The organism is Pseudaquabacterium terrae, from assembly GCF_013266755.1.
GTDB lineage: Bacteria > Pseudomonadota > Gammaproteobacteria > Burkholderiales > Burkholderiaceae_C > Pseudaquabacterium > Pseudaquabacterium terrae.
This window is the reverse complement of the sequence record NZ_JABRWJ010000003.1, coordinates 355,502-379,317: the sequence shown is the minus strand read 5'-3', so window position 1 is coordinate 379,317 and position 23,816 is coordinate 355,502. Positions and strand designations below refer to the sequence as shown.

The following is a 23,816-nucleotide window of genomic DNA, read 5'->3' as shown; positions in this document are numbered from 1 at the left end:
CGCGGCCGTCGCGTCACGCCAAGTTTTCCGCGGTCAGGATCTCCACGCGCGGGTTGTTGATCGCCAGCGCGCCGCGCACGCCATCGCACAGCGCCCGCAGCACGCGGGTAGCGGCCGTCACCGCGTACTGCACGTCCTGGTGCAGCAGGTAGCTCAAAGCCCCCGACAGCAGCATCGAGCGGTGCACTTCGAGCAGGTCGTGCGCGACGAACATCAGGTCGTGGGTGTAGCCGTGCTCGGTGAGCGCGCGTGCGACGCCGAAGCTGCAGGGGCCGACGTTGTACAGCGCGTCGATGCGGCCCTCGGTGGCCTCGGGCGTGAGCACGCTGCGCGCGTACTCATAGGCCTCGTCCTCGGACTCGGGCAGCTCGAACAGGCGCAGCACGCGCGCCTTCGGGAAGCGTTCTTCGAGCACCTGCTGGAAGCCGATGCGGCGGTCGATCTCGGCGGCGTAGCGCGTGGCCGGGGACAGCAACGCGCACAGCGCCGGCTGATTGCGCGGCAGCGAGCGGCCGAGCAGCAGGCCTGCTGTGCGACCTGCAGCGCGGCTGTCGGCGCCGATCGCGGTTTCGCGCAGCGAGCCGGGCACGTCGGAGAACAGCGTCACCACGTGCACGCCGGCACGCACCAGCTCGTTGATCGCCAGCTTCACCGCCGGCACGTCGGGCGCCAGCAGCGCCACGCCGTCCAGGTCCGACAGTTTCGCGAGCTCGGCCGCGAAGACCATGCCGTCGGCCGCCGGCAGCCGGTGCGTGACCTCGGTGATGTGCTGGTGGCGGAACTCGCCCGCCGTCTGCGCGACGACGCGGTCGACCAGGTCGAAGAAGCCCAGACGCGCCGCCGGCAGCACGAAGGCGAAGCGGTAGTTCGACGTCGAGCGCGGGCGCCCTCGGATCGGCGCACCGCCGCCGAGGTTCGCCATGGCCTCGCGCACCTTGCGCACCGTGGTCGGGTTGACGCCGGGGCGGTTGTTCAGCACCCGGTCGACCGTGGCCGTGCTGACGCCGGCCGTCTCGGCGATCTTGGTGATGGTGACTGAGTTCGTCATGTGATGTGGCCACTCAGCAGCCAAGAACTAAATCGATCGCAGTGTCGCCGAATCGCGCAGCAGGGCCAAGCGTTGCTGCCCCTGGCGGCGTGGGGGCCTTCGGCGGCTGGCGGCGCTCGCGCGTGAGGATTTCACATCACGAATGATTGCTTTAGGGTTTTCATTGAGTGATTTATTAATTGATGTTCCTACACTTGGCTACAAGGTCGCTGCCCGGCGTGTGCCGAGCGGGGTCCTTAAGCCCGGGGCCGGCCGCCGGCCGAAGCCCGATGCACCAACCCGCGGCCAATGGCCGCGATGTCATGTCGAACAGGAGACCGAGGATGAGCTTCAACAAGAGCAAGCTGGCCATCGCCGCGAGCGCGTTCGCGACGGCTGCGCTGATGTGTAGCGGCGCGCAGGCACAGCAGAAGCAGTTGACGCTGTGCTGGGCGGCCTGGGACCCGGCCAATGCGCTGGTCGAGTTGTCGAAGGACTTCACGGCCAAGACCGGCATTGCAATGAAGTACGAGTTCGTGCCCTGGCCGAACTTCGCGCAACGCATGCTCAACGAGCTGAACTCCAAGGGCAAGCTGTGCGATCTGCTGATCGGCGACAGCCAGTGGATCGGCTCGGCGGCCACCGAAGGCCACTACGTCAAGCTGAACGAGTTCTTCGACAAGAACGCCATCAAGATGAGCGACTTCGCGCCGGCCACCGTCGAGGGCTACTCGACCTGGCCGAAGGGCACGAAGAACTACTACGCGCTGCCGGCAATGGGCGACGCAGTGGCGTTCACCTACCGCAAGGACTGGTTCGGCCGGCCCGAGCTGAAGGCCGAGTTCAAGCAGAAGTATGGCCGTGACCTGGCCCCGCCGAAGACCTGGGACGAGTTCAAGGAAGTGGGTCAGTTCTTCCAGAACCGCACGATCGACGGCAAGAAGGTCTACGGCGCGGCGCTCTACACCGAGCGCGGCTCTGAAGGCATCACGATGGGCGTGGCGAACACCATGTACGCCTACGGCATGGATTACATGAACCCCAAGAAGGCGTATGACCTGAAGGGCTTCATCAACGGCCCCGGCGCCGTCAAGGGGCTGCAGGTCTACAAGGAACTGTACGACACCGTCACGCCTCCGGGGCACTCGAACGCCTACATGGGCGAGAACCTCGACTCGTACCGGTCGGGTCAGGTCGCGATGCAGATGAACTTCATCGCCTTCTTCCCCGGCATCTCGAAGGACCCGCAAGTCGGCGGCGAGAAGACGGGCTTCTTCGCGATCCCCAAGGGCACCGTGAGCCACGCGCAACTCGGCGGCCAGGGCATCTCGGTCGTCAAGTACTCCGACAAGCAGGAGATGGCGCTCGAGTACATGAAGTGGTTCGCGCAACCGGCCATCCAAGAGGGGTGGTGGAAGGGCGGCGGCTTCACTTGCCTGAACTCGATCCTGAACCAGCCGGGCTTTGCGAAGAGCACTTCGTACGCCCCAGTGTTCCAGGACTCCATGAAGATGGTGAAGGACTTCCCGGCTGATCCGTCGTACGCGCAGCTGCTGCTGGCGATGCAGAACCGTGTGCACGACTACGTCGTCGCCGGCAAGGGCACGCCGCAGGCCGCACTCGACGCGCTCGAGAAGGACTGGGTCCAGATCTTCAAGGAAGACGGCAAGATCAAGTAACAGACCCACCGGGTGGCCGTGCCTGGCGCCAAGCCGGCATGGTCACCCAAGCTTGAAAGCTGTTATGAGTTACGTTCAGACTGGGCCCGCACCCTTGCTCGCCAAGCAATCCCGACTCCTCTCGACGCACGGTCTCTCCGACCGCGCCATGGCTTGGCTTTTCATCGGCCCGACCATCCTGCTGCTGCTGGCCTTCAACATATTCCCGTTGCTGTGGACGATCTACCTCTCGTTCACCGGCTACCGCGCCAACCGGCCCAACGCTGACACTGTGTGGCTGGGCATCGCCAACTACCAGCGCGTCCTCAACGATGAAGCCATCTGGGAGAACATGCGCGCCACGGCGCACTTCCTGGTTTGGTCGATCCTGCTGCAGCTGCTGCTCGGCTTCGCCCTCGCGTTGCTGCTCAACCGCAAGTTCCGTTCGCACAGCTTCTGGAGCACCGCGATCCTGCTGCCGATGATGCTTGCGCCGGCGGTGGTCGGTACCTTCTGGAAGTTCTTCTTCGAGCCGCAGTACGGCATCTTCAACTACATCGTCAACTTCTTCGGCGGGCCCGGCGCCTTCACGATGCTGGGTGACACGCAGCTCTCGCCTTGGGCCATCGTGCTGGTGGACACCTGGATGTGGACGCCCTACGTGATGCTGCTGCTGCTGGCTGGCCTGCGCTCGATCCCGCCGTATCTCTACGAGGCCGCTGAAATCGACCGCGCCTCGGCATGGACAACCTTCTGGCGCATCACGCTGCCGATGGTGATGCCCTTCATCATCCTGGCGCTGCTGTTCCGCGTCATCGAGAACTTCAAGATGTTCGACCTGGTGGACCAGCTGACCAACGGCGGCCCCGGCTCGGTGACCGAGCTGGCCTCGATCAAGCTCAAGCGCGAGGCCTTCGAGAAGTGGCGTACCGGCTACGCCTCGGCGCTCGCCATCATCATGTTCGTGTCGATCTACGGTCTGTCGATGGTCGCGGTGAACTTCCTCAATAAGGTGAAGCAGCGATGAAAGCCGTCCCTCACAGCCCGCTCGAGCCGAGCGCGGGTTCCAAGTGGTTCGCCGGCATCGTCGTGATCACCTACGCGGTCGTCTCGCTGATCCCGCTGGTGTGGATCTTCATGACCGGCTTTCGCACCCCGAATGACGCGATCGCCTACCCGCCGAAGCTCGTCGCCGAGCAGTCGCTGATCGGCTACGTCAACCTGTTCACGACGCGTTCGCGCGTCGGGGCCGAGGAGATGGCGGCACTGCCGCCGCCCGCGACCTGGTACGAGAGCCTGGTGCGCGAGCAGCAGATGATCCTCGCCGGCCCCTCGCGCTTCATCGACCGCTACAGCAACTCGCTGTTGATCGGCTTCGGCTCGACGCTGCTGTCGGTGGTGCTGGGCACGCTCGCGGCCTATGCCTTCTCGCGCTTTCGGGTGCCGGGCAAGGACGACTTGCTGTTCTTCATCCTCTCGACCCGGATGATGCCGCCGATCGCGATCGCCATTCCGGTCTACCTGATGTTCCGCACCATCGGCCTCAGCGACACGCACCTCGGCCTGATCCTGATGTACACGGTGGTGAATCTCTCGCTCTCGGTGTGGCTGCTGCAGGGCTTCATGGACGAGATTCCGCGCGAGTACGAGGAAGCTGCGATGGTCGACGGCTACACGCGCTGGCAGGCCTTCCTGCGGGTCGTGCTGCCGCAGGCGGCCACGGGCATCGCCACCACCGCGATCTTCTGCCTGATCTTCGCCTGGAACGAGTACGCGTTCGCGCTGCTCCTGACCAGCGGCACAGCGCAGACCTCGCCGCCGTTCATCCCCACCATCATCGGCGAGGGTGGCCTGGACTGGCCCGCGATGGCGGCCGGCACCACGCTGTTCCTGCTGCCGGTGCTCTTCTTCACCGTGCTGCTGCGCAAGCACCTGCTGCGTGGCGTGACCTTCGGAGCGATCCGCAAATGAGCAGTACCTCCAAACGCGCCACGCCGCGCTGGCTGCGCCGCGCGCCGTGGGAGCACGGTTCCGGCGGGCTGATCGGCCTGGGCCTGGTGATGCTGATGCAACCCTGGTCGATCGACGTCTACAGCTACGGCTTCACCGTGCTGCTGGCCGGCGTGATCGGCTACACCATCGCCGGCAAGTTGCCACAGACCTGAGCTGACCATGGCTGAAATCCGAATCCAGAACCTGCAGAAGCGCTTCGCCGACTTCACCGCGGTTAAGAACTCCTCGCTGGTGCTCGAAGACGGCAAGTTCGTCGTTCTGCTGGGCCCCTCGGGCTGCGGCAAGACGACGACCTTGCGCATGATCGCCGGGCTCGAGTTCCCGACCGGCGGGACGATCACCTTGGACGGCAGTGACGTCACCTATCGGCGCCCGCGCGAGCGCGACATCGCGATGGTGTTCCAGCTGTTCGCGCTGTACCCGCACATGGGCGTGCGCGACAACCTGGAATTCCCGCTGCGCAACGAAGGCGTGCCGCGCGCCGAGATCGATCGCCGCATCAACGAGGTCGCCGGCATCCTGCGCATCGAGCACCTGCTGGGGTCGCGCGTCGGCGGCCTGGCCGGTGGCGACCGCCAGCGCGTGGCGCTCGGCCGGGCGATCGTGCGCGAGCCCAAGGCCTTCCTGATGGACGAGCCGCTGGGCACGCTGGACGCCGAGTTCCGCGAGCTGATGTGCGTCGAGCTGCGCAAGCTGCACGAGCGCCTGAAGACCACCACCGTCTTCGTCACGCACGACCAGAACGAGGCGATGGCGCTGGCCGACCACATCGTCGTGATGAACAACGGCGAGATCCTGCAGGCCGACGATCCGCACGGCATCTACAACTTCCCGTCGTGCGTCTTCGTCGCCCGCTTCATCGGCCGCCCGCCGATGAACCTGCTGCAGGTGCGCGGCACGGTGGCCGGCGGCGACTCGCAGGTGCAGGTCGACGGCCGCCTGGTCGACGTGCCCGCGCTGCAGGGCGATGCCGATCGCGCGCTGCTCGGCGTGCGGCCCGAGCACGTGCGCCTGGTGCCGAGCGGCGAGGGCCTGGGCGGCCATGTCGAGCGGATCGAGTACTTCGGCTCGCACTGGATCGCCGAGCTGAAGACCGAAGCCGGCACGTTGAAGGCGCTGGTCGACAAGCACACGCGGCCGGTCGAGGGAGAGCGCGTCGGCCTGGCCTTCGACACCTCGCGGCTGGTGCTCTTCGACGCCGTCACCGAGCGCCTGCTGCCCAGTGCCACCACCACCGCCCACCGACCGAGCATGCGCCATGGCTAGCATTTCCCTTCAAGGCATCACCAAGCGCTTCGGCGACATCACCGCCGTCGACGACATGCGCCTGGACATCGCCGACGGCGAGTTCTTCGTGCTGCTGGGCCCCAGCGGCGCCGGCAAGACGACGACGCTGCGGCTGATCGCCGGCCTCGAGACGCCGGATGCCGGCCAGCTGCGCATGAATGGTGCCGACCTGACGGCCGCGCCGCCCGCGCAGCGCGACTGCGCCTTCGTCTTCCAGCAGTACTCGCTGTACCCGCACCTGAGCGTGTACGACAACATGGCCTTCCCGCTGCGCGCGCCGATGCGCCGGATGGACGAGGCGGAGATCCGCCGCCGTGTCGAGCGCGTTGCCGCGGTGCTGCACATCGAGAGCAAGCTGCAGCGCAAGTCGACCGCGCTGTCCGGCGGCGAGATGCAGCGCGTGGCGATCGGCCGCGCGCTGGTGCGCGAGCCACGCGTGTACCTGATGGACGAGCCGCTGTCGTCGCTGGACGCCGGGCTGCGCGAGGAACTGCGCGTCGAGCTCAAGCGCCTGCAGCGCGCGAGCGGCGCGACGGTGGTCTACGTCACGCACGACCAGGTCGAGGCGACGACGCTGGCCGATCGCATCGCGATCCTCGAACATGGCCGCATCGCCCAGGTCGGCACGCCGCTCGAGATCTACGACCAGCCGCAGTCGCTGGAAGTGGCGCAGCGGCTGGGCTCGCCGGCGATCAACGTGCTGCCGGCAGCGTGGTTCGCCGGCAGCGTCGTCCCGCATGCGAAGCACGTTGCGATCCGGCCCGAGGACGTGGAGCTGTCGCCCGACGGCGACGGTTCGCAGGCCTATGCGGTCATCGAATGCTCGCTGGTCAAGCACCTGATCGTCGCCGAGCGCTCCGGCGTCGAGGTGCGTGCCCGCTCGATGCTCGACCAGGCCCTGGTGCCGGGCGCGCGGGTGCAGATGACCTTCCCGCCCGAGCGCTGCATGTTCTTCGACGGAGCGGGGCAGCGCCTCGCTGCGTCGCGCTGAACGCTCGTTTGCCAAGGAGACCGACATGAACGACTCGTACGCGCTGCTCGATGCTCCGCGGCACTTCGAGCTCTGTTTCCGCTCGCTGTTTCAACCCGGGCGCGCCTATGTCTTCCCGTGCGACGCGGCAGGCCGCGTCGACATGGATTCGCTCAGCGAGCGCGCCCGCAACAACTATCTCTACGCCCGCGCCGTCCGCGGACGCGAGTTCACGCTGCCGGACGTGCAGCCGGTCCGCTGCACCGAGCACGCCGCTCACGCATGACTCCCCCCAAGACAAGGAGAAATCTTGAACACCCCGATGATTCTCGATGCGCTCGCCGCCGTGCAGCGCGCCATCCTCGCCAACGAAGCGCAGATCGAATCGCTGGACCGCGCGATCGGCGATGGTGATCACTTCATCAACGTGCGCCGCGGCTGCGAGGTGCTTGTCGTGATGGCACCCGAGCTGAATGGCGTGCCGCCGGGGCTGGCGCTGCACAAGATCGGCATGAAGCTGCTCGGCACGATCGGTGGCGCGTCCGGCCCGCTGATCTCGAGCTTCTTCATGGCGATGGGCAAGACGCTCGAAGGCATCGACGAACCCGACCGGCGCCAGTTCGCGGCCGCCTTCGCCAGCGGCGTCGAGGCCATCAAGACGCGCGGCAAGGCCGACGTCGGCGAGAAGACGATGCTCGACGTGCTGATCCCCGTGTCGCGCCTGCTGCTGAAGCTGGCCGACGAGGACACGCTGCTGCCGGCGCTGTGCGCGCAGCTGACGCAGGAGGCCCACCACAACATGCTGGCCACCAAGGACATGATCGCCAGCAAGGGCCGCGCGTCCTTCCTCGGCGAACGTGCGCTCGGCCACATCGATCCGGGCTGCAAGACCTGCGAGGTGGCGATCGCCGCCGTCTGCGAAACCGTGCTGCGCCAGGTCACGCCGTCGGAGGCCGCATGAAGAAATTCATCAACGACATCGAATCGGTGATGCGCGAGTCGCTCGGCGGCATGGTCGATGCCCATCCCGGCCTGCTGCGGGTCGAGTTCGAGCCGACCTTCGTCGCACGCGCCGAGCGCTCGGTGAACAAGGTCGCGCTGATCTCGGGTGGTGGCTCGGGGCATGAGCCGCTGCATGCCGGCTACGTCGGGCAGGGCATGCTCGACGCGGCCTGCGCCGGCCAGGTGTTCACCTCGCCGACGCCGGACCAGATCCTGGCCGCGGCGTCCTCCGTGCACTCGGGCCGCGGCGTGCTGCTGATCGTCAAGAACTACTCCGGCGATCTGATGAACTTCCAGATCGCCAGCGAGATGATGGACATCGAGAACGCGACGGTGCTGGTCAATGACGACGTCGCGGTCGAGAACTCCACCCACACCACCGGCCGGCGCGGCGTGGCCGGCACGGTGATGGTCGAGAAGATGGTCGGCGCCGCGGCCGAACGCGGCGGCTCGCTGCTCGAGTGCAAGGAGATCGGCGACCGCGTCAATGCGGCGACCGCGTCGATGGGCGTCGCGTTCACCAGCTGCACCGTGCCCGCTGCCGGGCGCACCACCTTCGACATCGGCGCCGACGAGATGGAGATCGGCGTCGGCATCCACGGCGAGCCGGGCCGGCGGCGCGAAAAGGTCAAGCCGGCGAGCCTGATCGTCGACGAGCTGCTGCACTCGATCCTCGCCGACCTGAAGCCCGCGCGCGGCAGCGAGGTGCTGCTGCACGCCAACGGCTTCGGCGGCACGCCGCTGATGGAGCTGTACCTGCTGTACCACTGCGCCGCCGAGAAGCTGCGCGCCGAGGGGCTGAAGCCGGTGCGCTCGCTGGTCGGCAACTACACCACCGCGCTCGAGATGGCCGGTGCGTCGCTGACGGTGACGGTGCTCGACGACGAGCTGAAGTCGCTGTGGGACGCGCCGGTGCACACCGCGGCGCTGCGCTGGTAGGCCCATCATGCGGCGCCGCTCGCTGCTGTTGAGCCTGCCGGTGGCGGCGTTGCTGCCGCACCGGGTGCGGGCCCGCACCAACCCCCTGCCGCCGATCAAGCTCGGCCAGTCGGCGCCGATCTCCGGGCCGCTGGCGCGGGTCGGCACTGCATGCCGCGACGCAGCGCGGGCGGTCTTCGCCGAGGTCAATGCGCAGGGCGGCATCGCCGGGCGCGACATCGAGCTGGTGACGCTCGATGACGAAGATCGCCCGGAGCGCACGGCAGTCAATGTCAAGCTGCTGGCCTCTCAGCACCAGGTGATCGCGCTGTTCGGCTTCGTCGGTGGCGGGGCGCACCGGGCCGGCGCGCGCGGCGCGGCCGAGGAAGCGCTGCCTTACATCGCCGCCTTCAGCGGTTCGCAGGAGCTGCGTTCGGGGCAGCAGCCGTGGATCTACAACCTGCGCGCCGGCCATGTCGACGAGATCGAATACATCGCCCGCCACACGCGGCAGATCGGCATCAACCGCGTCTCGCTGCTGTCCGAATACAACTCCCAGGGCTGGGAGCTGCGCGATGCGCTGATCGCCTCGGTCGAATCGCGCGGCGATACCGTGGCGTCGATCAGCAGCATCGATCACGAGGGCAGCCAGTACAGCCTGCCGGGTGCCGTGGCATCGGTGCTGGCCGGGCAGCCGCAGGCGATCCTGCTCGGCGCCGACTACGTGGCCAGCGCGCGCTTCGTCGATGCGGTGCGGCAGGCCGGCTTCACGGGCCTGTTCTACACGCTGTCGACGGTCGGCGGCACGGCGCTGATGGAGCGGCTGGGGGCCCAGGCGACCGGTCTGTCGGTGACGCAGGTGGTGCCGTTCCCGTGGACTACGTCGTCGCCGCTCGGTCGCAGCTTCCAGGCCTTCTGCACGCGCCACCGGATCGAGGCCTCGTTCGCCAGCATGGAGGCCTACCTGGCCGCCCACCTGCTGGTCGACGCCCTGCGCCGCGCGCGGGAGCCGACGCCGGCCAAGCTGGCCGAGGCGCTCGACGGCCTGCCGCCGCGCGACTTCGGCGGCTTCATCGGCGCGTTCTACGGCAAGGCGCGGCGCACCGGCGCACAGGTGGACTTGACGGTGTATTCACGGTCCGGGAAGTTCGTCAAGTGACCGTGCAAAAGCTCGTCATCGGCAACTGGAAGATGAACGGCTCGATCGCGCAGCTGCGCGCTTTCGCCGACGTGGCGCTGCGCGACGTGCGCGGCTGCGAGGCGGCGCTGTGCGTGCCGCATCCGCTGCTGCACGCGGCGCAGGCGGTGTTCGGCGCCACGCGGCTGCGCTGGGGCGCGCAGGACTGCTCGGCGGAGGAGGAGGGCGCGTTCACCGGCGAGGTGTCGGCGCGCATGATCCGCGAGCTCGGTGCGCGCTACGTCATCGTCGGCCATTCCGAGCGGCGCGCCGGCCACGGCGAAACCGATGGTCAGATTGCTGCCAAGGCGCAGCGCGCGCTGGCAGCAGGGCTGACGCCGATCGTCTGCATCGGCGAGAACGCCGAGGAGCGCGATGGCGAGCAGACCGCGGTCGTGCTGCGGCGCCAGCTGCTGCAGCTGATGCGGGTGCTCGGGCGCACGCTCGCATCGGTGGTGCTGGCCTATGAGCCGCTGTGGGCCATCGGCAGCGGCAACACCGCGGCGCCCGGCCTGATCGACGATACGCACGGCGCCATCGCCGACATGCTGGCCTTCCACGCCGGCCTGTCGGCGCACACCGTGCGCATCCTCTACGGCGGCAGCGTGCATCCGCGCAATGCGGGCGCCATCATGACGAGCAGCCTGGTGTCGGGTGTGCTGGTCGGCGGGGCTTCGCTCGAGCCGACGGACTTCATGGAGATCTGGAAGGCGGCGACGCGTTGCTCGGCCATCGCGCCGCAGCGCCTCGCGCCCATCACGGCAACTTCGAGGGGGTGATCACAGGGCAGCGCATGACCGCTGCCGGGTTCCGGTGAAGGAGACTGAGAATGCGTATCCGGGTCAATGCCCACGAAGCGCCGCGAGCGAACAACGGCTCGCGGATCCTGCAGGATGAAGGCCACGACGCCATGCTGCTGACCCAGCGGCTGGAAGACGTGGCCCGCGCCTCCGGCGACTGGATTTGGGAAACCGACGAGCACCACCGCTACACGTGGGTCCATGACACGGCCCCGTTCGGGCACGCGCAGGACATCCGCCCGCCCCGGGTCGGCGAGCCGATACCCGCCGGCCAGGTCGTCAACTGGCTGGGCGAGCGCGAGTTGCCGACGCGCGACCTGCATGCGGTGTTGCGCCAGGGCGAGCCGATCGTGCGGCTGGTGACGAAGGAGGACCACGGCGGCGGATCACGCTATGTCTCGCGCAGTGCCGTGCCGCTGCGGCATGCCGACGGTTCGCTGCGCGGTTATCGCGGCTCGGCGCGCGACGTGACGCAAAGCCTCGATGCCAAGGCGCAGCTGTGGCGGCGCGACGAGGTGCTGCGGCGGGCCAAGGAACAGGCCGAGGCGGCGAGCCGCGCCAAGTCCGTGCTCGTCTCCCAGCTCGGCCATGAGCTGCGCACGCCGCTGAATGTCATCGTCGGGCTGGCGCAGCTGATCCAGGCGCGCGGCGACGGTGCCGGCGATCCGCGTTGCGGCGGCTGGATCGCGGAGATCGCGCGCACCGGCTGGCACATGGTCGACGTGCTGGACCTGCTGATGGAGCTGGGCCGTGCCGGCACCACGCAGGCCTCGCTGGCCAGCCACCCGGTGGATGCGGTCGAGGTGGTGCGTGACGCGATGGGTTTCGTCGAGCGCGAGGCCGTCGCGCGGTCGATCAGCGTGGCCTTCGATGCCGACGCGCCGGTGTGGGCGGTCGGCGACCGCCGGGCGGTCTGCCAGGTGGTGGTGAACCTGCTGAGCAATGCCATCAAGTACAACCGCGCCGGCGGCTGGGTGCACGTGCGCCTGAGCGTGAACTGCGGCGAATACGCGCAGATCGAGATCCAGGACACCGGGCCGGGCCTGACCGAGGAGCAGATGAGCCGGCTGTACCGTCCGTTCGAGCGGCTGGGGGTCGAGCAGTCGGGGGTCCTGGGCCACGGCCTGGGGCTGTCGATCTGCAAGGAGCTCGTCGGCTCGATGGGCGGCACGCTGCAGGTGCAGAGCACGGTCGGGCGCGGTACGACGTTCCGCGTGACGCTGCCAGTGGCGGGCACCAAAATCATTAATTGAATGAAGTAAAGGCGGCAAGACTCCAGGAGGACTCGGAAGACAAATTCATGGGTATCTCGACATCGTTCTAGGTGTTTTCACTAGGACTTGTAGTTAAGTAAACTAACTACATTGGGGCCATTCGAGAGGCCCTGATGAGTACTTCGTCCTTCACTCCCGTCTCCAGCGGCACGCTCGCCGCGCTGGATCTGCTGCAGGTCAGCGTCGATGGCGCGGTAGCCCACATCCGGCTGAACCGCCCGGCCAAGCGCAATGCGCTCAGCGACCCGCTGATCCAGCAGCTGCACACGGCCTTCGTCAACCTGCCGCAGGCGGTCGGCGCCGTCGTGCTGAGCGGCGAGGGCGAGCACTTCTGCGCCGGGCTCGACCTGTCTGAGCTGGTCGAGCGCGATGTCATCGGTGGCGTGCTGCATTCACGCATGTGGCATGCGGCCTTCGACCAGGTCCAGTTCGGCCGCGTGCCGGTGATCGCCGTGCTGCACGGCGCGGTGGTCGGCGGCGGGCTCGAGCTGGCCGCGGCCTGCCACGTGCGCGTCGCCGAGGCCTCGGCCTATTTCGGACTGCCCGAGGGGCAGCGCGGGCTCTTCGTCGGCGGCGGCGGCTCGGCGCGCATCCCGCGGCTGATCGGCGTCGCGCGCATGAGCGACATGATGCTCACCGGCCGCGTCATCGACGCCGAGCAGGGCGTGCAGGCCGGCCTGGCGCAATACCTGGTGCCCGACGGCGAGGGCTTGGCCCACGGCATCGCGCTGGCGCGCCGCATCGCGACGAATGCGCCGATGTCCAACTTCGCGGTGATGCACGCGCTGCCGCGCATCGCCGACCAGTCGCAGAGCGAGGGCCTGTTCACCGAGTCGTTGATGGCCGCGGTGGCCGAGAGCACGCCCGACGCGCAGGAACGCCTGCGCGCCTTCCTCGACAAGCGCGCCGGCAAGGTGCTGAAAGGCTGATGCGATGGCCACCTACCGCGACGCCCATGTCGGCGGCTGCGTCGAAGCGACGGTCGAGCGCCGCGCCGACGGTTGCACCGTGCTGCGTTCGGCCGAGCCGCTGGGCCGGGTCCACGCCCGGCTGACCGACGCGCTCGAGCACTGGGCGCGCGAGGCGCCACAGCGCACGTTCGCCGCGCGGCGCGACGACGGCGGCGACTGGCGACGCATCTCGTACGCGCAGATGCTGCAGCGCGTGCAGTCGGTCGCGCAGGGACTGCTCGAGCTGGAGCTGTCGGTCGAGCGGCCGCTCGTGATCCTGTCGGGCAACGACCTCGAGCACCTGACGCTCGCTTTGGCCGCCATGTGGGCCGGCATTCCGCACGCCCCGGTCTCGCCCGCCTATTCGCTGGTGGCGCAGGACTTCGGCAAGCTGCGCCACATCCAGCAGACGCTGACGCCCGGCGCGGTCTATGCCAGCAGCCCGGTCTATGCCCGGGCGATCGCCGGAGCCTTCGCGGCCGACGTGCCGGTGATCCTCGGCGAGGGCACGCTGCCCGGCCGCCGCTCAGTGGCCTTCGATGACCTGCTCGCCGCCCAGCCCGGCGACGCGCTGGCCCGTGCGCACGCGGCCGTCGGCCCCGACACGATTGCCAAGTTCCTGTTCACCTCCGGCTCGACCAAGGCGCCGAAGGCCGTGATCAACACCCAGCGCATGCTGTGCGCGAACCAGCAGATGCTGCGCCAGTGCATGGCCTTCCTGGCCGACGCGCCGCCGGTGCTGATCGACTGGCTGCCGTGGAACCACACCTTCGGCGGCAACCACAACGTCGGCATCGTGCTGGTCAACGGCGGCACGCTCTACATCGACGACGGCAAGCCGACGCCGCAGGGCATGGCCGAGACGCTGCGCAACCTGCGCGAGATCGCGCCGACGGTGTACTTCAACGTGCCCAAGGGCTTCGAGGAAATCGCCCGCGCGATGGACAGCGATGCGCTGCTGCGCGAGACGCTGTTTCGCAACGTCAAGGCCTTCATGTTCGCCGGCGCCGGCCTGGCGCAGGCGGTGTGGGACCAGCTCGAGCGCCAAGCCGAGGCGACCATCGGCGAGCGCATCCGCGTGATCACCGGGCTGGGCATGACCGAGACCGCGCCGAGCTGCACCTTCGCCGTCGGCACCGACGTCAAGGCGGGCTGGATCGGGCTGCCGGTGCCGGGGGTCGAGGTGAAGCTGGTGCCGCTCGGGGACAAGACCGAGATCCGCTTCCGCGGCCCCAACGTGATGCCGGGTTATTGGCGCGCACCGGCCGAGACCGCCGAGGCCTTCGACGCCGAGGGCTTCTACTGCACCGGCGATGCCGTGACCTGCGTCGATGCCGCCGACCCGGCGCGCGGCCTCGTCTTCGACGGCCGAATCGCCGAGGACTTCAAGCTCTCCAGCGGCACCTTCGTCAGCGTCGGCCCGCTGCGCGCGAAGGTGCTGGCGCACGGCGCGCCGCTGCTGCAGGACTCGGTGGTCGCCGGCCTCAACCGCGATGACATCGGCCTGCTGGTCTTCCCGCGCATCGACGAATGCCGCCGCCACGCCGGCCTCGGCGCCGACGCGGGCAGCGCCGAGGTGCTCGCCCATCCGGCGGTGCGCGGCTTCTTCCAGGCGCTCACCGATCGGCTGTGGCGCGAGGGCAGCGGCAGTGCCACGCGCGTCGCGCGGCTGCAGCTGCTCGGCGAGCCGCCGTCGCTCGAAGCCGGCGAGCTCACCGACAAGGGCTCGATCAACCAGCGCGCGGTGCTGCAGCGGCGCGCGGCGCTCGTCGACGCGCTGTACGCCGGCACCGATCCCGACACCCTCCGGCCGCACACCGGCCGCGGAGACGCTTCATGAAGATCGAAGGACAAGCGGCCATCGTCACCGGCGGGGGCTCGGGCCTGGGCGCACAGACGGCGCGTGAGCTGGCGCGCCGCGGCGCACGGGTCGCGGTGCTCGACATCAACGGCGACGGCGCCGCCGCGGTCGCCGCCGAATGCGGCGGCATCGGCCTGCGCTGCGACATCACCGACCCGGCCAGCGTCGAAGCCGCGCTGGCCGCGGCGGCCGAGCGCCACGGCCCGGCGCGGCTGCTGCTGAACGTCGCCGGCATCGGCAGCGCCAAGCGCATCGTCGGCAAGGATGGCCGCGCCGCGCCGCTGGAAGACTTTCGCCGCGTGGTCGAGGTCAACCTGATCGGCACCTACAACGTCAGCCGCCTGGCCGCCGCGCAGATGGCCGCGCTCGAGCCGCTGGACGAGGACGGCGCGCGCGGCGTGATCGTGCACACCGCATCGGTCGCCGCCTTCGATGGCCAGGTCGGGCAGGAAGCGTATTCGGCGTCCAAGGGCGGCGTCGTGTCGATGACGCTGCCGATGGCGCGTGACCTGGCGCAGCACGGCATCCGCGTCGTGACGATCGCGCCGGGGCTGTTCCTGACGCCGCTGGTGGCCGAGCTGCCGCAAGCCGTGCAGGCCTCGCTGGCGGCGAGCATCCCGTTCCCGCGCCGCCTCGGCCAGCCCGGCGAATTCGCGCAGCTCGCCGCCGCGATCGTCGAGAACAACGCGCTCAACGGCGAGGTGATCCGGCTCGACGGCGCCTTGCGCATGGCGCCGCGCTAACGTCTGAAAACGGCGGAGACACTCATGGACACCGACCAGCTGATCGCCATCGACACCCACACCCACCTCGAGGTGTCGTGCCGCAACCCGTTCGACAGCTACGGCGAGGAGTACGACCGCGCGGCGGACAAGTACTTCAAGTCGAGCCGCCGGCCGACGATGGACGAGACGATCGCGTTCTACCGCGAGAAGAAGATCGGCTTCGTCAACTTCACCGTCGATGCCGAGACGCAGCTGGGCCGGCGCCGCATCCCGAACGAGGAGATCGCCGAGGCCGCGCTGGCCAACCCGGACATCATGATCGCCTTCGGCAGCATCGATCCGCACAAGGGAAAGATGGGCGCGCGCGAGGCGCGCAAGCTGATCGAGCAATACGGCGTCAAGGGCTTCAAGTTCCACCCGACGGTGCAGGGCTTCGAGCCGGCCGACCGCATGGCCTGGCCGATCTACGAGGTGATCAACGAATACAAGCTGCCGGCGGTCTTCCACAGCGGGCACTCCGGCATCGGCAGCGGCATGCGCTGCGGCGGCGGCTTGAGGCTGCAGAACTCGAACCCGATGCTGCTGGAAGACGTGGCGATCGCCTTCCCCGACATGCAGATCATCATTGCCCACCCGTCGTGGCCGTGGCAGGACGAGGCGATCTCGCTGGCGATGCACAAGCCCAACATCTGGATCGACCTGTCGGGCTGGAGCCCGAAGTACTTTCCGGCGCAGCTGGTGCAGTACGCCAATACGCTGCTCAAGGACCGCATCCTGTTCGGCAGCGACTTCCCGCTGATCTCGCCCGACCGCTGGCTGAAGGAATTCGACCAGGCGGGGTTCAAGGACGAGGTCAAGCCGCTGATCCTCAAGAACAACGCGATGCGGTTGCTGGGCCTGACGCCCGCCGCCTGAACCCCGCGGGCCTGAAGGCCCGCCGCCCGAACCCCGCGGGCTAGTGCCCGACATCCTCGGAGACCTTCATGCAACGCAGAGACTTCCTGCTGGCCGCAGCGGCGGCCGGCGCGCCCCTCCTCGGCCATGCGCAATCGATGCCCGAGACCGCCCGCATCCTCACCGGCTTCCCGGCCGGCGGCACCGTCGACGTGGTGGCGCGGCGCATCGCCGACAAGCTGCGCGGCGGCGTCGCGAAGATGGTGCTGGTCGAGAACAAGCCCGGCGCCGGCGGCCGGCTGGCGGTCGACGAGTTGCGCCGCAGCCCCGCCGACGGCACGAGCCTGCTGATCACGCCGGCGGCGATGATCACGCTGTACCCGCACCTGTACACCAAGCTGCCCTACGGCCTCGACGACGTGACGCCGGTCGGCGCGGCGACGCAGGTCGTCTTCGGCCTCGGCGTCGGGCCGGCCGTGCCGGAAGCGGTGAAGACGCTGAAAGACTTCCTCGCCTGGGCCAAGGCCAACCCGGGTCTGGCGAACTACGGCTCGCCGGGCGCCGGCTCGCCGCCGCACTTCGTCGGCGCGCTGCTGGAGAAGGAATCCGGCGTCGCGCTCAGCCACGTGCCCTACCGCGGCACCGTGCCCGGCATCCAGGACCTGCTGGGCGGGCAGCTGACGAGCTTCAGCGGCCCGATCGGCGACTACCTGCCGCACGTCAAGACCGGCAAGCTGCGCGTGCTGGCGACCTCCGGGCCGAAACGCTCGCGCTTCCTGCCCGAGGTGCCGACCTACACCGAGCAGGGCTTCAAGGCGCTCGAGCAGGTCGAGTGGTACGGCTTCTTCCTGCCGGGCAAGGCGGCGCCGGAGCTGGTCAAACGGCTGTCGGACCAACTTCGCGCCGCGATGACCGGGCCCGAGATGGCGCCGGCGCTGGCGCAGTTCGGCCTCGAGGTGGCGGTCACCGGTCCGGCCGAGCTGCACAAGGCGATCCGCGACGAGCACGCGGCCTGGGGCCCGATCGTCAAGCGCGTCGGCTTCACGCCGGAGTCCTGATCCCGATTCGCGGGGGGTTGGACCGAATCCCGCGGAGAGTGCGCGGCGCGAGGTGATACTTCGCCCGCCTGCGGGGCGCGACGATGCCCCCGGGCCTCACCCGTTCCACCGTTCATCCCCCAGGGAGGCTCACCTTGTTCATGCGATTTCACCTCGCCGCCGCCGGCGTTCTGGCCGTGCTGGCCATGCCCTTTGCCGCTTCCGCGCAACCGACGCCCGAAGGCTATCTGTGCTGCAACCTGCGCACCGACGGCAAATGGATCAGCGACAGCAACTACATGGAGTCCGGCAAGCGCGTGATTCCGCTGGGCACCGCGGCAAAGGTCACCGGCTACGGCCGCTTCCGCGCCTTCGTCGACCTCGGCGACAACAGCAAGCAGGCGCTCGGCAACGACTACAGCCGCGACCTCGAGATGAGCGCGTTCGCCACGCGCTACGTCGTGGCCGAGGACCCGAAGAAGAAGCTGGCCGCGCTGCCGCCGAAACTGCGTGAGGCGATCACCAGCGGCCGCCTGGCGGTCGGCATGAGCCGCGACCAGGTCGTGATGGCCGTCGGCTACCCGATCACCAGCGAGAACCCGCGCCTCGATGCCAAGGTCCTGCGCTTCTGGCTGTCGAGCTTCCAGGAGTTCCAGGTCGTCTTCGACGACAAGGGCAGCGTCAAGGAAATCGTGACCTTCGATCCGGCGACGCGCCACGCCGTCGTGATGGAGTAAGCCGACACCGGCCCATGGCTCCTTGCCGCGCCGGCATGGCCCATCCGGGCGATGCCGGCGCGGCCTGCGCTTTCTACAGTGCGTCGCAACGCAACGACGAACCGGAGAGCAGCGGCCATGAAACGCTGGATCAAGATCACGCTGGGCGCGCTGGCATCCCTGCTTGCCGCCGGTGCCGCCACCGTCGGCTTCGCCCACCACCGCAGCCAGACCCTCCAGGCGCGCATCGTCGACGTGCCGCGTCAGGCTATCGCGCTGGCCGACGATGCCGCGACGCTCAACCGCGGCCGCTACCTCTACCTGTCGCGCGGCTGCGCCGACTGCCACGGCGCGAACGCCGGCGGCCGGGTCTTCGTCGACGATGCCGGCAGCGGCCTGAAGCTGGCCGGTCCGAACATCAGCCCGGGCGCCGACAGCCCCGCTGCACGCTACCGCGGCGAGGACTGGGAACGTGCGCTGCGCCACGGCGTCAAGCCCGACGGCCGGCCGCTGATGGTGATGCCCTCGCAGGACTTCGCGCGCTGGACCGATGCCGATGTCGCCGCGGTGGCCTCCTACCTGCGCTCGGTGCCGGCGGTTCAAGGCGGCGCGGCGCTGCTCCAGCTGCCGCTGCCGGTGCGCGTGCTGTACGGCCTGGGTGTCATCCCGGACGCCGCCGCGCGCATCGATCACCGGCTGCCGCCGGCGCAACCGGTGGCCGAGGGCGTGACGGTCGCGCACGGCCAGTACGTCGCGCAGAGCTGCATCGGCTGCCATGGCCCGGGCCTGTCGGGCGGCAGCATCACCGGCGGCCCGCCCGACTGGCCGGCGGCCGCGAACCTGACGCCGGGCAGCGGCAGCGCGATGCTGCGCTACGCCAGCGCCGAGCAGTTCCGCGCGATGATGCGCAGCGGCAAGCGGCCCGACGGCAGCGCGATCAGCCCGGTGATGCCCTTCGAGGCGCTGGCGCAGATGAGCGACGTCGACCTCGACGCGACCTTCGTCTACCTGAAGTCGGTGCCGGCGCGGGCGGCCGGCGGGCACTGAACAGATTCCCGGGACGTCTTCGGCCGGACGGCCTATTCCGACACGGCCGTGGAACTCGGGTCGCGGCGCGATCATCGGACCTTGCATCCGATGATCCGCCCCGGGAGCCTGCCATGCACCGCCTCGCCATCGTGACGATCGCCACCGCGCTGCTCGCGGCCTGCGCGGTCCCCTTCCGCGCCGGCCAGACCGAAACCGAGCTGCGTGCCGCAGCGGGCGCGCCGACCGGCCGCTACACGATGCCCGGCGGCACGACGCGGCTGGAGTACGCCACCGGACCGATGGGCCGCATGACCTGGATGGTCGATCTCGACGCGCAGGGCCGCGTCGCTCGGTGGGATCAGGTGCTCGACGAAGCGCACTTCGCGGCGATCGTCGACGGCATGCCGCGCGACGAGCTGCTGCGCACGATCGGCCGCCCCGGGCACCGCGCCGGCGAGTGGATGAACCGCGAGACCTGGTCGTGGCGCTACCCGACCAACGACTGCCTGTGGTTCCGCGTCACGCTGACACCGGAGGGGCGCGTGCTGCACGGGGGTGGATTCATGCCCGATCCGATGTGCGACCCCCCTCGGAGCGAACGCGACTGAGGTGAGTCGACCTCCGTCGCGGGCCGCATCCGCGGTCGCCGCGATACTGCGGCATGACATCGACCCTCTACGGCATCCCGAACTGCGACACCGTCAAGCGCGCCCGTGCCTGGCTCGCCGGGCAGGGCGTGGCGATCCACTTCCACGACTACAAGAAGGCGGGCGTGCCGGCCGACCGGCTCGATGCCTGGATCGCCGCGCTCGGCTGGGAACGGCTGCTCAACCGCCAGGGCACAACCTGGCGCAAGCTCGACGAGCCGACCCGCGCCGCGGTGGTCGATGCCGCCAGCGCGCGGGCGCTGATGCTGGCGCAGGCCAGCGTGATCAGGCGCCCGGTGGTCGAGTGGGCCGACGGGGCCTTGAGCGTGGGCTTCGACGAGGCGGAATTCGCGCGGCACGCCCGCTGATCCGCGCGCTCTTGCAGGTTCACCTCCAGATCAAGGAATCGACTCGATGAACGACCGCGTCCGCATCACCCTCACCGAGCCCGGCATCGCCGAGGTCTGCCTGACCCGCGGCGACAAGCTCAACGCGCTCGATTTCGAGATGTTCGACGCGCTCGCCGGCGCGATCGACCGCCTGCGCGACGAGCCGGGCCTGCGCGTGGTGCTGCTGCACGGCGAAGGGCGCGGCTTCTGTGCCGGGCTGGACATGCAGCGCATGAGCCGCATCGGCGCCGGCGAGCCCGGCGGCGTGCGCGACCTGCGCCCGCGCACGCACGGCGCGATGAACTCGGCGCAATACATCGCCGGCGGCTGGCGCACGCTGCCCGTGCCGGTGATCGCCGCGGTGCACGGCATGGCCTTCGGCGGCGGGCTGCAGGTGGCCCTCGGTGCCGACCTGCGGCTGATCGACGCCGAGACGAAGATGTCGGTGATGGAGGTCAAGTGGGGCCTGGTGCCCGACATGGCCGGCATCGTGCTGATGCGCGGCCTGCTGCGCGACGACGTCGCGCGTGAGCTCACCTTCAGCGGCCGCATCGTGCAAGGCGACGAGGCCGTGCGCCTGGGCCTGGCGACCCGCGTCTGCACCGACCCGCTGGCCGAGGCGCGTGCGCTGGCCGCCGAGCTGGCGCAGCGCAGCCCCGATGCCTTGCGCGCCGCCAAGCGCCTGCTGAACCAGGCGGCGCGCGGCGACAGCGACGCGGTGCTGTTCCAGGCCGAATCCGACGAGCAGGTCGCGCTGATGGGCGCGCCGAACCAGACCGAGGCGGTGCGCGCGAACCTCGAGCGCCGGCCGCCCGAATTCAAGGTCTGAGGGAAGCTGATGCGCGCCGATGCGGCACTGCAGGCGCTGCTGCGCGAGCGGCTGGCCGCATGGCCGCGGCAGGCCATCGATGTTGCAGCGCTGCGACATGCCGCGGTCGCGCTGGTGCTGATCGACGAGGGCGACGGCGCGCACCTGCCCGGCGTCGCGGAGCCGCCGGCCTGGAGCGACGAGGCCGCGCTGCTGGTGACGCTGCGCGCCGCAACGCTGCGCCGCCACGGCGGGCAGTTCGCGCTGCCGGGCGGCCGCATCGACGACGGCGAGACACCGGAGCAGGCCGCGCTGCGTGAGCTGGCCGAGGAGGTCGACCTGCGGCTCGATGACGACGCCGTGCTCGGCCGCCTCGACGACTACGCGACCCGCTCGGGCTATGTGATCACGCCGGTCGTGCTGTGGGGCGGCGCGGCGCGCGACCTGCGCGGCAACCCGGACGAGGTGGCCAGCATCCACCGCATTCCTATCGCAGAATTGCAGCGTCCCGACGCGCCGCTGCTGACGCAGGAAGCGCCCGGCGAGTCGCCGGTGCTGCGCATGCCGGTCGGCGATGGCTGGATCGCCGCGCCGACCGCCGCGCTGCTGTACCAGTTCCGCGAGGTCTGCATCGAAGGCCGCCCGACGCGCGTCGCGCATTTCGGGCAGCCGCGGTTCGCCTGGCAGTGACCGTGAACCTTCAGACCTGCACCCGCGTGCCCAGCTCGACCACCGCGTTGTCCGGCAGCCGGAAATAGGCCGCCACGCTGCCGGCGTTGCGGCTCATCGCGGCGAACATCCGTTCGCGCCAGCGCGCCATGCCGCTGCCCGGCGCGGCCACCAGCGTCTCGCGGCTGAGGAAGTAGCTGGTCTCGAAGGGCGGCACGACGAGGCCTCGCGCGGCGCACAGCTTCAGGGCCTGCGGCACGTCGGGCGTGTCCATGAAGCCGTAGTGCAGCGTCACGCGCCAGAAGCCGCGGCCCAGGTCCTGCAGCGCCAGCCGCTCGTCGGTGCCGACCCACGGGCGGTCGTCGAAGCTGACCGTCAGCACCAGGTTCTGCGCATGCAGCACCTGGTTGTGCTTCAGGTTGTGCAGCAGGGCCTGCGGCACGCTGTCGCCCTCGGCCACCGCGTAGACGGCGGTGCGCTCGGCGCGCGGCAGTGACGCGGGGTCGAGGCTGTCGATGAAATCGCGCAAGCCGAGGCCTTCGCTGCGCAGGCTCGCCAGCAGCTGTTCTCGGCCGCGCTGCCAGGTGCTCATCAGCAGGAACAGCGCGGCGCCGAGCGCCAGCGGGAACCAGCCACCGTCGAAGAACTTGACTGCGCAGCCGGCTGCCAGCAGCAGGTCCAGCGCCAGGAAGAAGCCGGTGGCAATAACCACCAAGGGGCGCGGCAGGCCCCAGGCGTTGCGCACGACGAACCAGGTCAGCAGCGTCGTGATGACCATCGTCAAGGTCACCGCGATGCCGTAGGCGCCGGCCAGCGCCGACGAGCTGCCGAAATACAGCACGGCAGCCAGCACGCCGGCCAGCAGCGTCCAGTTGACCGCCGGCATGTAGATCTGCCCCGACTCGCGCGCGGAGGTGTGGCGCAGCGTCATGCGCGGCAGGAAGCCGAGCTGGATCGCCTGCCGCGTCAGCGAGTAGGCGCCGGAGATCACCGCCTGCGAGGCGATGATCGCCGCCAGCGTGGCCAGCCCGACCGCCGGCAGCACCCAGTCGTCCGGGAACAGGCGGTAGAACGGATTGGCCACCGCCGTCGGATCGCGCATCAGCAGCGCGCCCTGGCCGAGGTAGTTCAAGGCCAGCGCCGGCAGCACGAGGCCGGTCCACGCTAGGCGGATCGGGCGGCGGCCGAAGTGGCCCATGTCGGCATACAGCGCCTCGGCGCCGGTCAACGCCAGCACGATCGCGCCGATCGCCGCGAAGACCTGCCAGCCGCGCCCGGCCAGGAAGGCCGCGGCCTCCATCGGGTTCAGCGCCGCGAGGATCGCCGGCTGCTGCGCGATCTGCACCACGCCGGTGGCGCCGAGCACGAGGAACCACAGCAGGATCACCGGTCCGAACAGCCGGCCGACCGCCGCGGTGCCGCTGCGCTGCAGCGCGAACAGCGCCACCAGCACCACCAGCGTGATCGGCACGACGTAGGGCTTCAGCGCCGGCGCGGCGACCTCCAGGCCTTCGACCGCGCCGAGCACCGAGATCGCCGGCGTGATGATGCTGTCGCCATAGAACAGCGTCGCGCCGGCGATGCCCAGCAGCAGCAGCGCGTGGCGCAGCCGCGGCCGGCCGGCCACCGCCTGGCCGGCCAGTGCCGCCAGCGCCAGCACGCCGCCTTCGCCGCGGTTGTCGGCGCGCAGGATCAGGATCACGTACTTCAGCGTGACGACGAGCATCAGCGCCCAGACGATCGTCGACACCGCGCCGATCAGGTGCGGTGCATCGAGCGGCACGCCGGTGGCCGGCAGGAAGATCTCCTTGACGGTGTACAGCGGGCTGGTGCCGATGTCGCCATAGACGACGCCGATCGCGCCCAGCGTCAAGGCGCCGAGCCGGCCCTGGCCTTCGGGGGATGCCGCTGATCCGTCAGCGGCCAACGAGGGAGTGTTCATCCCGCCAGCGTGCCGGCGCGGGC

25 protein-coding genes are annotated in these 23,816 nt (G+C 69.5%); 23 read left to right on the top strand and 2 right to left on the bottom strand.

From position 1 onward, the window contains the following. Positions 1–13 precede the first annotated feature (13 nt). Positions 14–1,048, bottom strand: a complete 1,035-nt coding sequence (locus tag HLB44_RS10735) for a LacI family DNA-binding transcriptional regulator (RefSeq protein WP_173122573.1) — start codon at positions 1,046–1,048, stop codon at positions 14–16. Between the two features lie 323 nt (positions 1,049–1,371). Here HLB44_RS10735 and HLB44_RS10730 point away from each other — a divergent pair, with 323 nt between their 5' ends. The 23 genes from HLB44_RS10730 to HLB44_RS10620 all read left to right on the top strand — a co-directional run bounded on the left by HLB44_RS10730 (position 1,372) and on the right by HLB44_RS10620 (position 21,872). After that, on the top strand, positions 1,372–2,706 hold the full coding sequence (locus tag HLB44_RS10730; RefSeq protein WP_173122572.1) for an ABC transporter substrate-binding protein: 1,335 nt from the start codon (positions 1,372–1,374) through the stop codon (positions 2,704–2,706). Positions 2,707–2,854: 148 nt separating this feature from the next. After that, the gene (locus HLB44_RS10725; RefSeq protein ID WP_246312188.1) at positions 2,855–3,712 is read left to right on the top strand and encodes a carbohydrate ABC transporter permease; all 858 of its coding nucleotides are present in this window, start codon (positions 2,855–2,857) and stop codon (positions 3,710–3,712) included. Next, positions 3,709–4,656: a carbohydrate ABC transporter permease gene (locus HLB44_RS10720; protein ID WP_173122570.1), complete on the top strand. Its 948-nt coding sequence runs from the start codon at positions 3,709–3,711 to the stop codon at positions 4,654–4,656. Before HLB44_RS10725 ends, HLB44_RS10720 begins: the two co-directional genes overlap by 4 nt. Then, on the top strand, positions 4,653–4,850 hold the full coding sequence (locus HLB44_RS10715; protein ID WP_173122569.1) for a hypothetical protein: 198 nt from the start codon (positions 4,653–4,655) through the stop codon (positions 4,848–4,850). Before HLB44_RS10720 ends, HLB44_RS10715 begins: the two co-directional genes overlap by 4 nt. Before the next feature lie 7 nt (positions 4,851–4,857). Further along, the gene (locus HLB44_RS10710) at positions 4,858–5,964 is read left to right on the top strand and encodes an ABC transporter ATP-binding protein (RefSeq protein WP_173122568.1); all 1,107 of its coding nucleotides are present in this window, start codon (positions 4,858–4,860) and stop codon (positions 5,962–5,964) included. Beyond that, positions 5,957–6,976: an ABC transporter ATP-binding protein gene (locus HLB44_RS10705; RefSeq protein WP_173122567.1), complete on the top strand. Its 1,020-nt coding sequence runs from the start codon at positions 5,957–5,959 to the stop codon at positions 6,974–6,976. The genes HLB44_RS10710 and HLB44_RS10705 overlap by 8 nt, the downstream gene beginning before the upstream one ends. 25 nt (positions 6,977–7,001) lie before the next feature. After that, positions 7,002–7,241 carry a hypothetical protein gene (locus HLB44_RS10700; protein ID WP_173122566.1) on the top strand — a complete coding sequence of 80 codons (240 nt, stop codon included), beginning with the start codon at positions 7,002–7,004 and terminating at the stop codon, positions 7,239–7,241. Positions 7,242–7,265: 24 nt separating this feature from the next. Continuing rightward, positions 7,266–7,916: a dihydroxyacetone kinase subunit DhaL gene (gene dhaL / locus HLB44_RS10695; RefSeq protein WP_173122565.1), complete on the top strand. Its 651-nt coding sequence runs from the start codon at positions 7,266–7,268 to the stop codon at positions 7,914–7,916. After that, positions 7,913–8,896 carry a dihydroxyacetone kinase subunit DhaK gene (dhaK, locus tag HLB44_RS10690; RefSeq protein ID WP_173122564.1) on the top strand — a complete coding sequence of 328 codons (984 nt, stop codon included), beginning with the start codon at positions 7,913–7,915 and terminating at the stop codon, positions 8,894–8,896. The genes dhaL and dhaK overlap by 4 nt, the downstream gene beginning before the upstream one ends. A 7-nt stretch (positions 8,897–8,903) precedes the next feature. Beyond that, a complete protein-coding gene (locus HLB44_RS10685) occupies positions 8,904–10,034 on the top strand; it encodes an ABC transporter substrate-binding protein (protein ID WP_173122563.1) in 1,131 nt (376 codons plus the stop codon). Further along, positions 10,031–10,831: a triose-phosphate isomerase gene (gene tpiA / locus HLB44_RS10680; RefSeq protein WP_343051285.1), complete on the top strand. Its 801-nt coding sequence runs from the start codon at positions 10,031–10,033 to the stop codon at positions 10,829–10,831. Before HLB44_RS10685 ends, tpiA begins: the two co-directional genes overlap by 4 nt. Positions 10,832–10,881: 50 nt before the next feature. Continuing rightward, a complete protein-coding gene (locus HLB44_RS10675) occupies positions 10,882–12,105 on the top strand; it encodes a sensor histidine kinase (RefSeq protein WP_173122562.1) in 1,224 nt (407 codons plus the stop codon). A 134-nt stretch (positions 12,106–12,239) separates the two neighbouring features. Next, on the top strand, positions 12,240–13,055 hold the full coding sequence (locus HLB44_RS10670) for a crotonase/enoyl-CoA hydratase family protein (protein ID WP_173122561.1): 816 nt from the start codon (positions 12,240–12,242) through the stop codon (positions 13,053–13,055). Positions 13,056–13,059: 4 nt separating this feature from the next. Further along, on the top strand, positions 13,060–14,916 hold the full coding sequence (locus HLB44_RS10665) for a feruloyl-CoA synthase (RefSeq protein WP_173122560.1): 1,857 nt from the start codon (positions 13,060–13,062) through the stop codon (positions 14,914–14,916). After that, entirely contained in the window at positions 14,913–15,680 is a 768-nt protein-coding gene (locus HLB44_RS10660; RefSeq protein ID WP_173122559.1) for an SDR family NAD(P)-dependent oxidoreductase, read from the top strand. Before HLB44_RS10665 ends, HLB44_RS10660 begins: the two co-directional genes overlap by 4 nt. Positions 15,681–15,704: 24 nt before the next feature. Then, complete coding sequence (locus tag HLB44_RS10655; RefSeq protein WP_173122558.1) at positions 15,705–16,577, top strand: amidohydrolase family protein; 873 nt, start codon at positions 15,705–15,707, stop codon at positions 16,575–16,577. A gap of 68 nt (positions 16,578–16,645) precedes the next feature. Then, positions 16,646–17,614, top strand: coding sequence for a Bug family tripartite tricarboxylate transporter substrate binding protein (locus HLB44_RS10650; RefSeq protein WP_173122557.1), 969 nt, complete (start codon positions 16,646–16,648; stop codon positions 17,612–17,614). 140 nt (positions 17,615–17,754) lie between these two features. Beyond that, complete coding sequence (locus HLB44_RS10645; RefSeq protein WP_173122945.1) at positions 17,755–18,330, top strand: hypothetical protein; 576 nt, start codon at positions 17,755–17,757, stop codon at positions 18,328–18,330. 117 nt (positions 18,331–18,447) lie between these two features. Next, positions 18,448–19,356, top strand: a complete 909-nt coding sequence (locus tag HLB44_RS10640; RefSeq protein ID WP_173122556.1) for a cytochrome c — start codon at positions 18,448–18,450, stop codon at positions 19,354–19,356. Between the two features lie 113 nt (positions 19,357–19,469). Continuing rightward, the gene (locus tag HLB44_RS10635; protein WP_173122555.1) at positions 19,470–19,946 is read left to right on the top strand and encodes a hypothetical protein; all 477 of its coding nucleotides are present in this window, start codon (positions 19,470–19,472) and stop codon (positions 19,944–19,946) included. A 53-nt stretch (positions 19,947–19,999) separates the two neighbouring features. After that, a complete protein-coding gene (locus HLB44_RS10630; RefSeq protein WP_173122554.1) occupies positions 20,000–20,353 on the top strand; it encodes an ArsC family reductase in 354 nt (117 codons plus the stop codon). Positions 20,354–20,399: 46 nt separating this feature from the next. Continuing rightward, a complete protein-coding gene (locus HLB44_RS10625; RefSeq protein WP_173122553.1) occupies positions 20,400–21,203 on the top strand; it encodes a crotonase/enoyl-CoA hydratase family protein in 804 nt (267 codons plus the stop codon). 9 nt (positions 21,204–21,212) lie between these two features. Next, positions 21,213–21,872 (top strand): NUDIX hydrolase, encoded by a 660-nt coding sequence (locus HLB44_RS10620; protein ID WP_173122552.1) that lies wholly within the window; start codon positions 21,213–21,215, stop codon positions 21,870–21,872. Between the two features lie 10 nt (positions 21,873–21,882). Here the strand turns inward: HLB44_RS10620 and HLB44_RS10615 are convergent, their stop codons facing one another. Beyond that, positions 21,883–23,793: a potassium transporter Kup gene (locus HLB44_RS10615; RefSeq protein WP_173122551.1), complete on the bottom strand. Its 1,911-nt coding sequence runs from the start codon at positions 23,791–23,793 to the stop codon at positions 21,883–21,885. Positions 23,794–23,816: the final 23 nt, after the last annotated feature.

Bases quoted from the DNA above. Each gene is read 5' to 3' on its own strand.
- HLB44_RS10720 (WP_173122570.1), top strand. From the start codon at position 3,709: ATGAAAGCCGTCCCTCACAGCCCGCTCGAGCCGAGCGCGGGTTCCAAG.
- HLB44_RS10705 (WP_173122567.1), top strand. From the start codon at position 5,957: ATGGCTAGCATTTCCCTTCAAGGCATCACCAAGCGCTTCGGCGACATC.
- dhaK (WP_173122564.1), top strand. From the start codon at position 7,913: ATGAAGAAATTCATCAACGACATCGAATCGGTGATGCGCGAGTCGCTC.
- HLB44_RS10735 (WP_173122573.1), bottom strand. From the start codon at position 1,048: ATGACGAACTCAGTCACCATCACCAAGATCGCCGAGACGGCCGGCGTC.
- HLB44_RS10620 (WP_173122552.1), top strand. From the start codon at position 21,213: ATGCGCGCCGATGCGGCACTGCAGGCGCTGCTGCGCGAGCGGCTGGCC.
- HLB44_RS10700 (WP_173122566.1), top strand. From the start codon at position 7,002: ATGAACGACTCGTACGCGCTGCTCGATGCTCCGCGGCACTTCGAGCTC.
- HLB44_RS10665 (WP_173122560.1), top strand. From the start codon at position 13,060: ATGGCCACCTACCGCGACGCCCATGTCGGCGGCTGCGTCGAAGCGACG.
- HLB44_RS10615 (WP_173122551.1), bottom strand. From the start codon at position 23,793: ATGAACACTCCCTCGTTGGCCGCTGACGGATCAGCGGCATCCCCCGAA.
- HLB44_RS10635 (WP_173122555.1), top strand. From the start codon at position 19,470: ATGCACCGCCTCGCCATCGTGACGATCGCCACCGCGCTGCTCGCGGCC.
- HLB44_RS10660 (WP_173122559.1), top strand. From the start codon at position 14,913: ATGAAGATCGAAGGACAAGCGGCCATCGTCACCGGCGGGGGCTCGGGC.
- HLB44_RS10630 (WP_173122554.1), top strand. From the start codon at position 20,000: ATGACATCGACCCTCTACGGCATCCCGAACTGCGACACCGTCAAGCGC.
- HLB44_RS10730 (WP_173122572.1), top strand. From the start codon at position 1,372: ATGAGCTTCAACAAGAGCAAGCTGGCCATCGCCGCGAGCGCGTTCGCG.
- HLB44_RS10625 (WP_173122553.1), top strand. From the start codon at position 20,400: ATGAACGACCGCGTCCGCATCACCCTCACCGAGCCCGGCATCGCCGAG.
- HLB44_RS10675 (WP_173122562.1), top strand. From the start codon at position 10,882: ATGCGTATCCGGGTCAATGCCCACGAAGCGCCGCGAGCGAACAACGGC.
- HLB44_RS10650 (WP_173122557.1), top strand. From the start codon at position 16,646: ATGCAACGCAGAGACTTCCTGCTGGCCGCAGCGGCGGCCGGCGCGCCC.
- HLB44_RS10710 (WP_173122568.1), top strand. From the start codon at position 4,858: ATGGCTGAAATCCGAATCCAGAACCTGCAGAAGCGCTTCGCCGACTTC.
- HLB44_RS10670 (WP_173122561.1), top strand. From the start codon at position 12,240: ATGAGTACTTCGTCCTTCACTCCCGTCTCCAGCGGCACGCTCGCCGCG.
- HLB44_RS10685 (WP_173122563.1), top strand. From the start codon at position 8,904: ATGCGGCGCCGCTCGCTGCTGTTGAGCCTGCCGGTGGCGGCGTTGCTG.
- HLB44_RS10715 (WP_173122569.1), top strand. From the start codon at position 4,653: ATGAGCAGTACCTCCAAACGCGCCACGCCGCGCTGGCTGCGCCGCGCG.
- HLB44_RS10640 (WP_173122556.1), top strand. From the start codon at position 18,448: ATGAAACGCTGGATCAAGATCACGCTGGGCGCGCTGGCATCCCTGCTT.
- HLB44_RS10645 (WP_173122945.1), top strand. From the start codon at position 17,755: ATGCGATTTCACCTCGCCGCCGCCGGCGTTCTGGCCGTGCTGGCCATG.
- HLB44_RS10725 (WP_246312188.1), top strand. From the start codon at position 2,855: ATGGCTTGGCTTTTCATCGGCCCGACCATCCTGCTGCTGCTGGCCTTC.
- HLB44_RS10655 (WP_173122558.1), top strand. From the start codon at position 15,705: ATGGACACCGACCAGCTGATCGCCATCGACACCCACACCCACCTCGAG.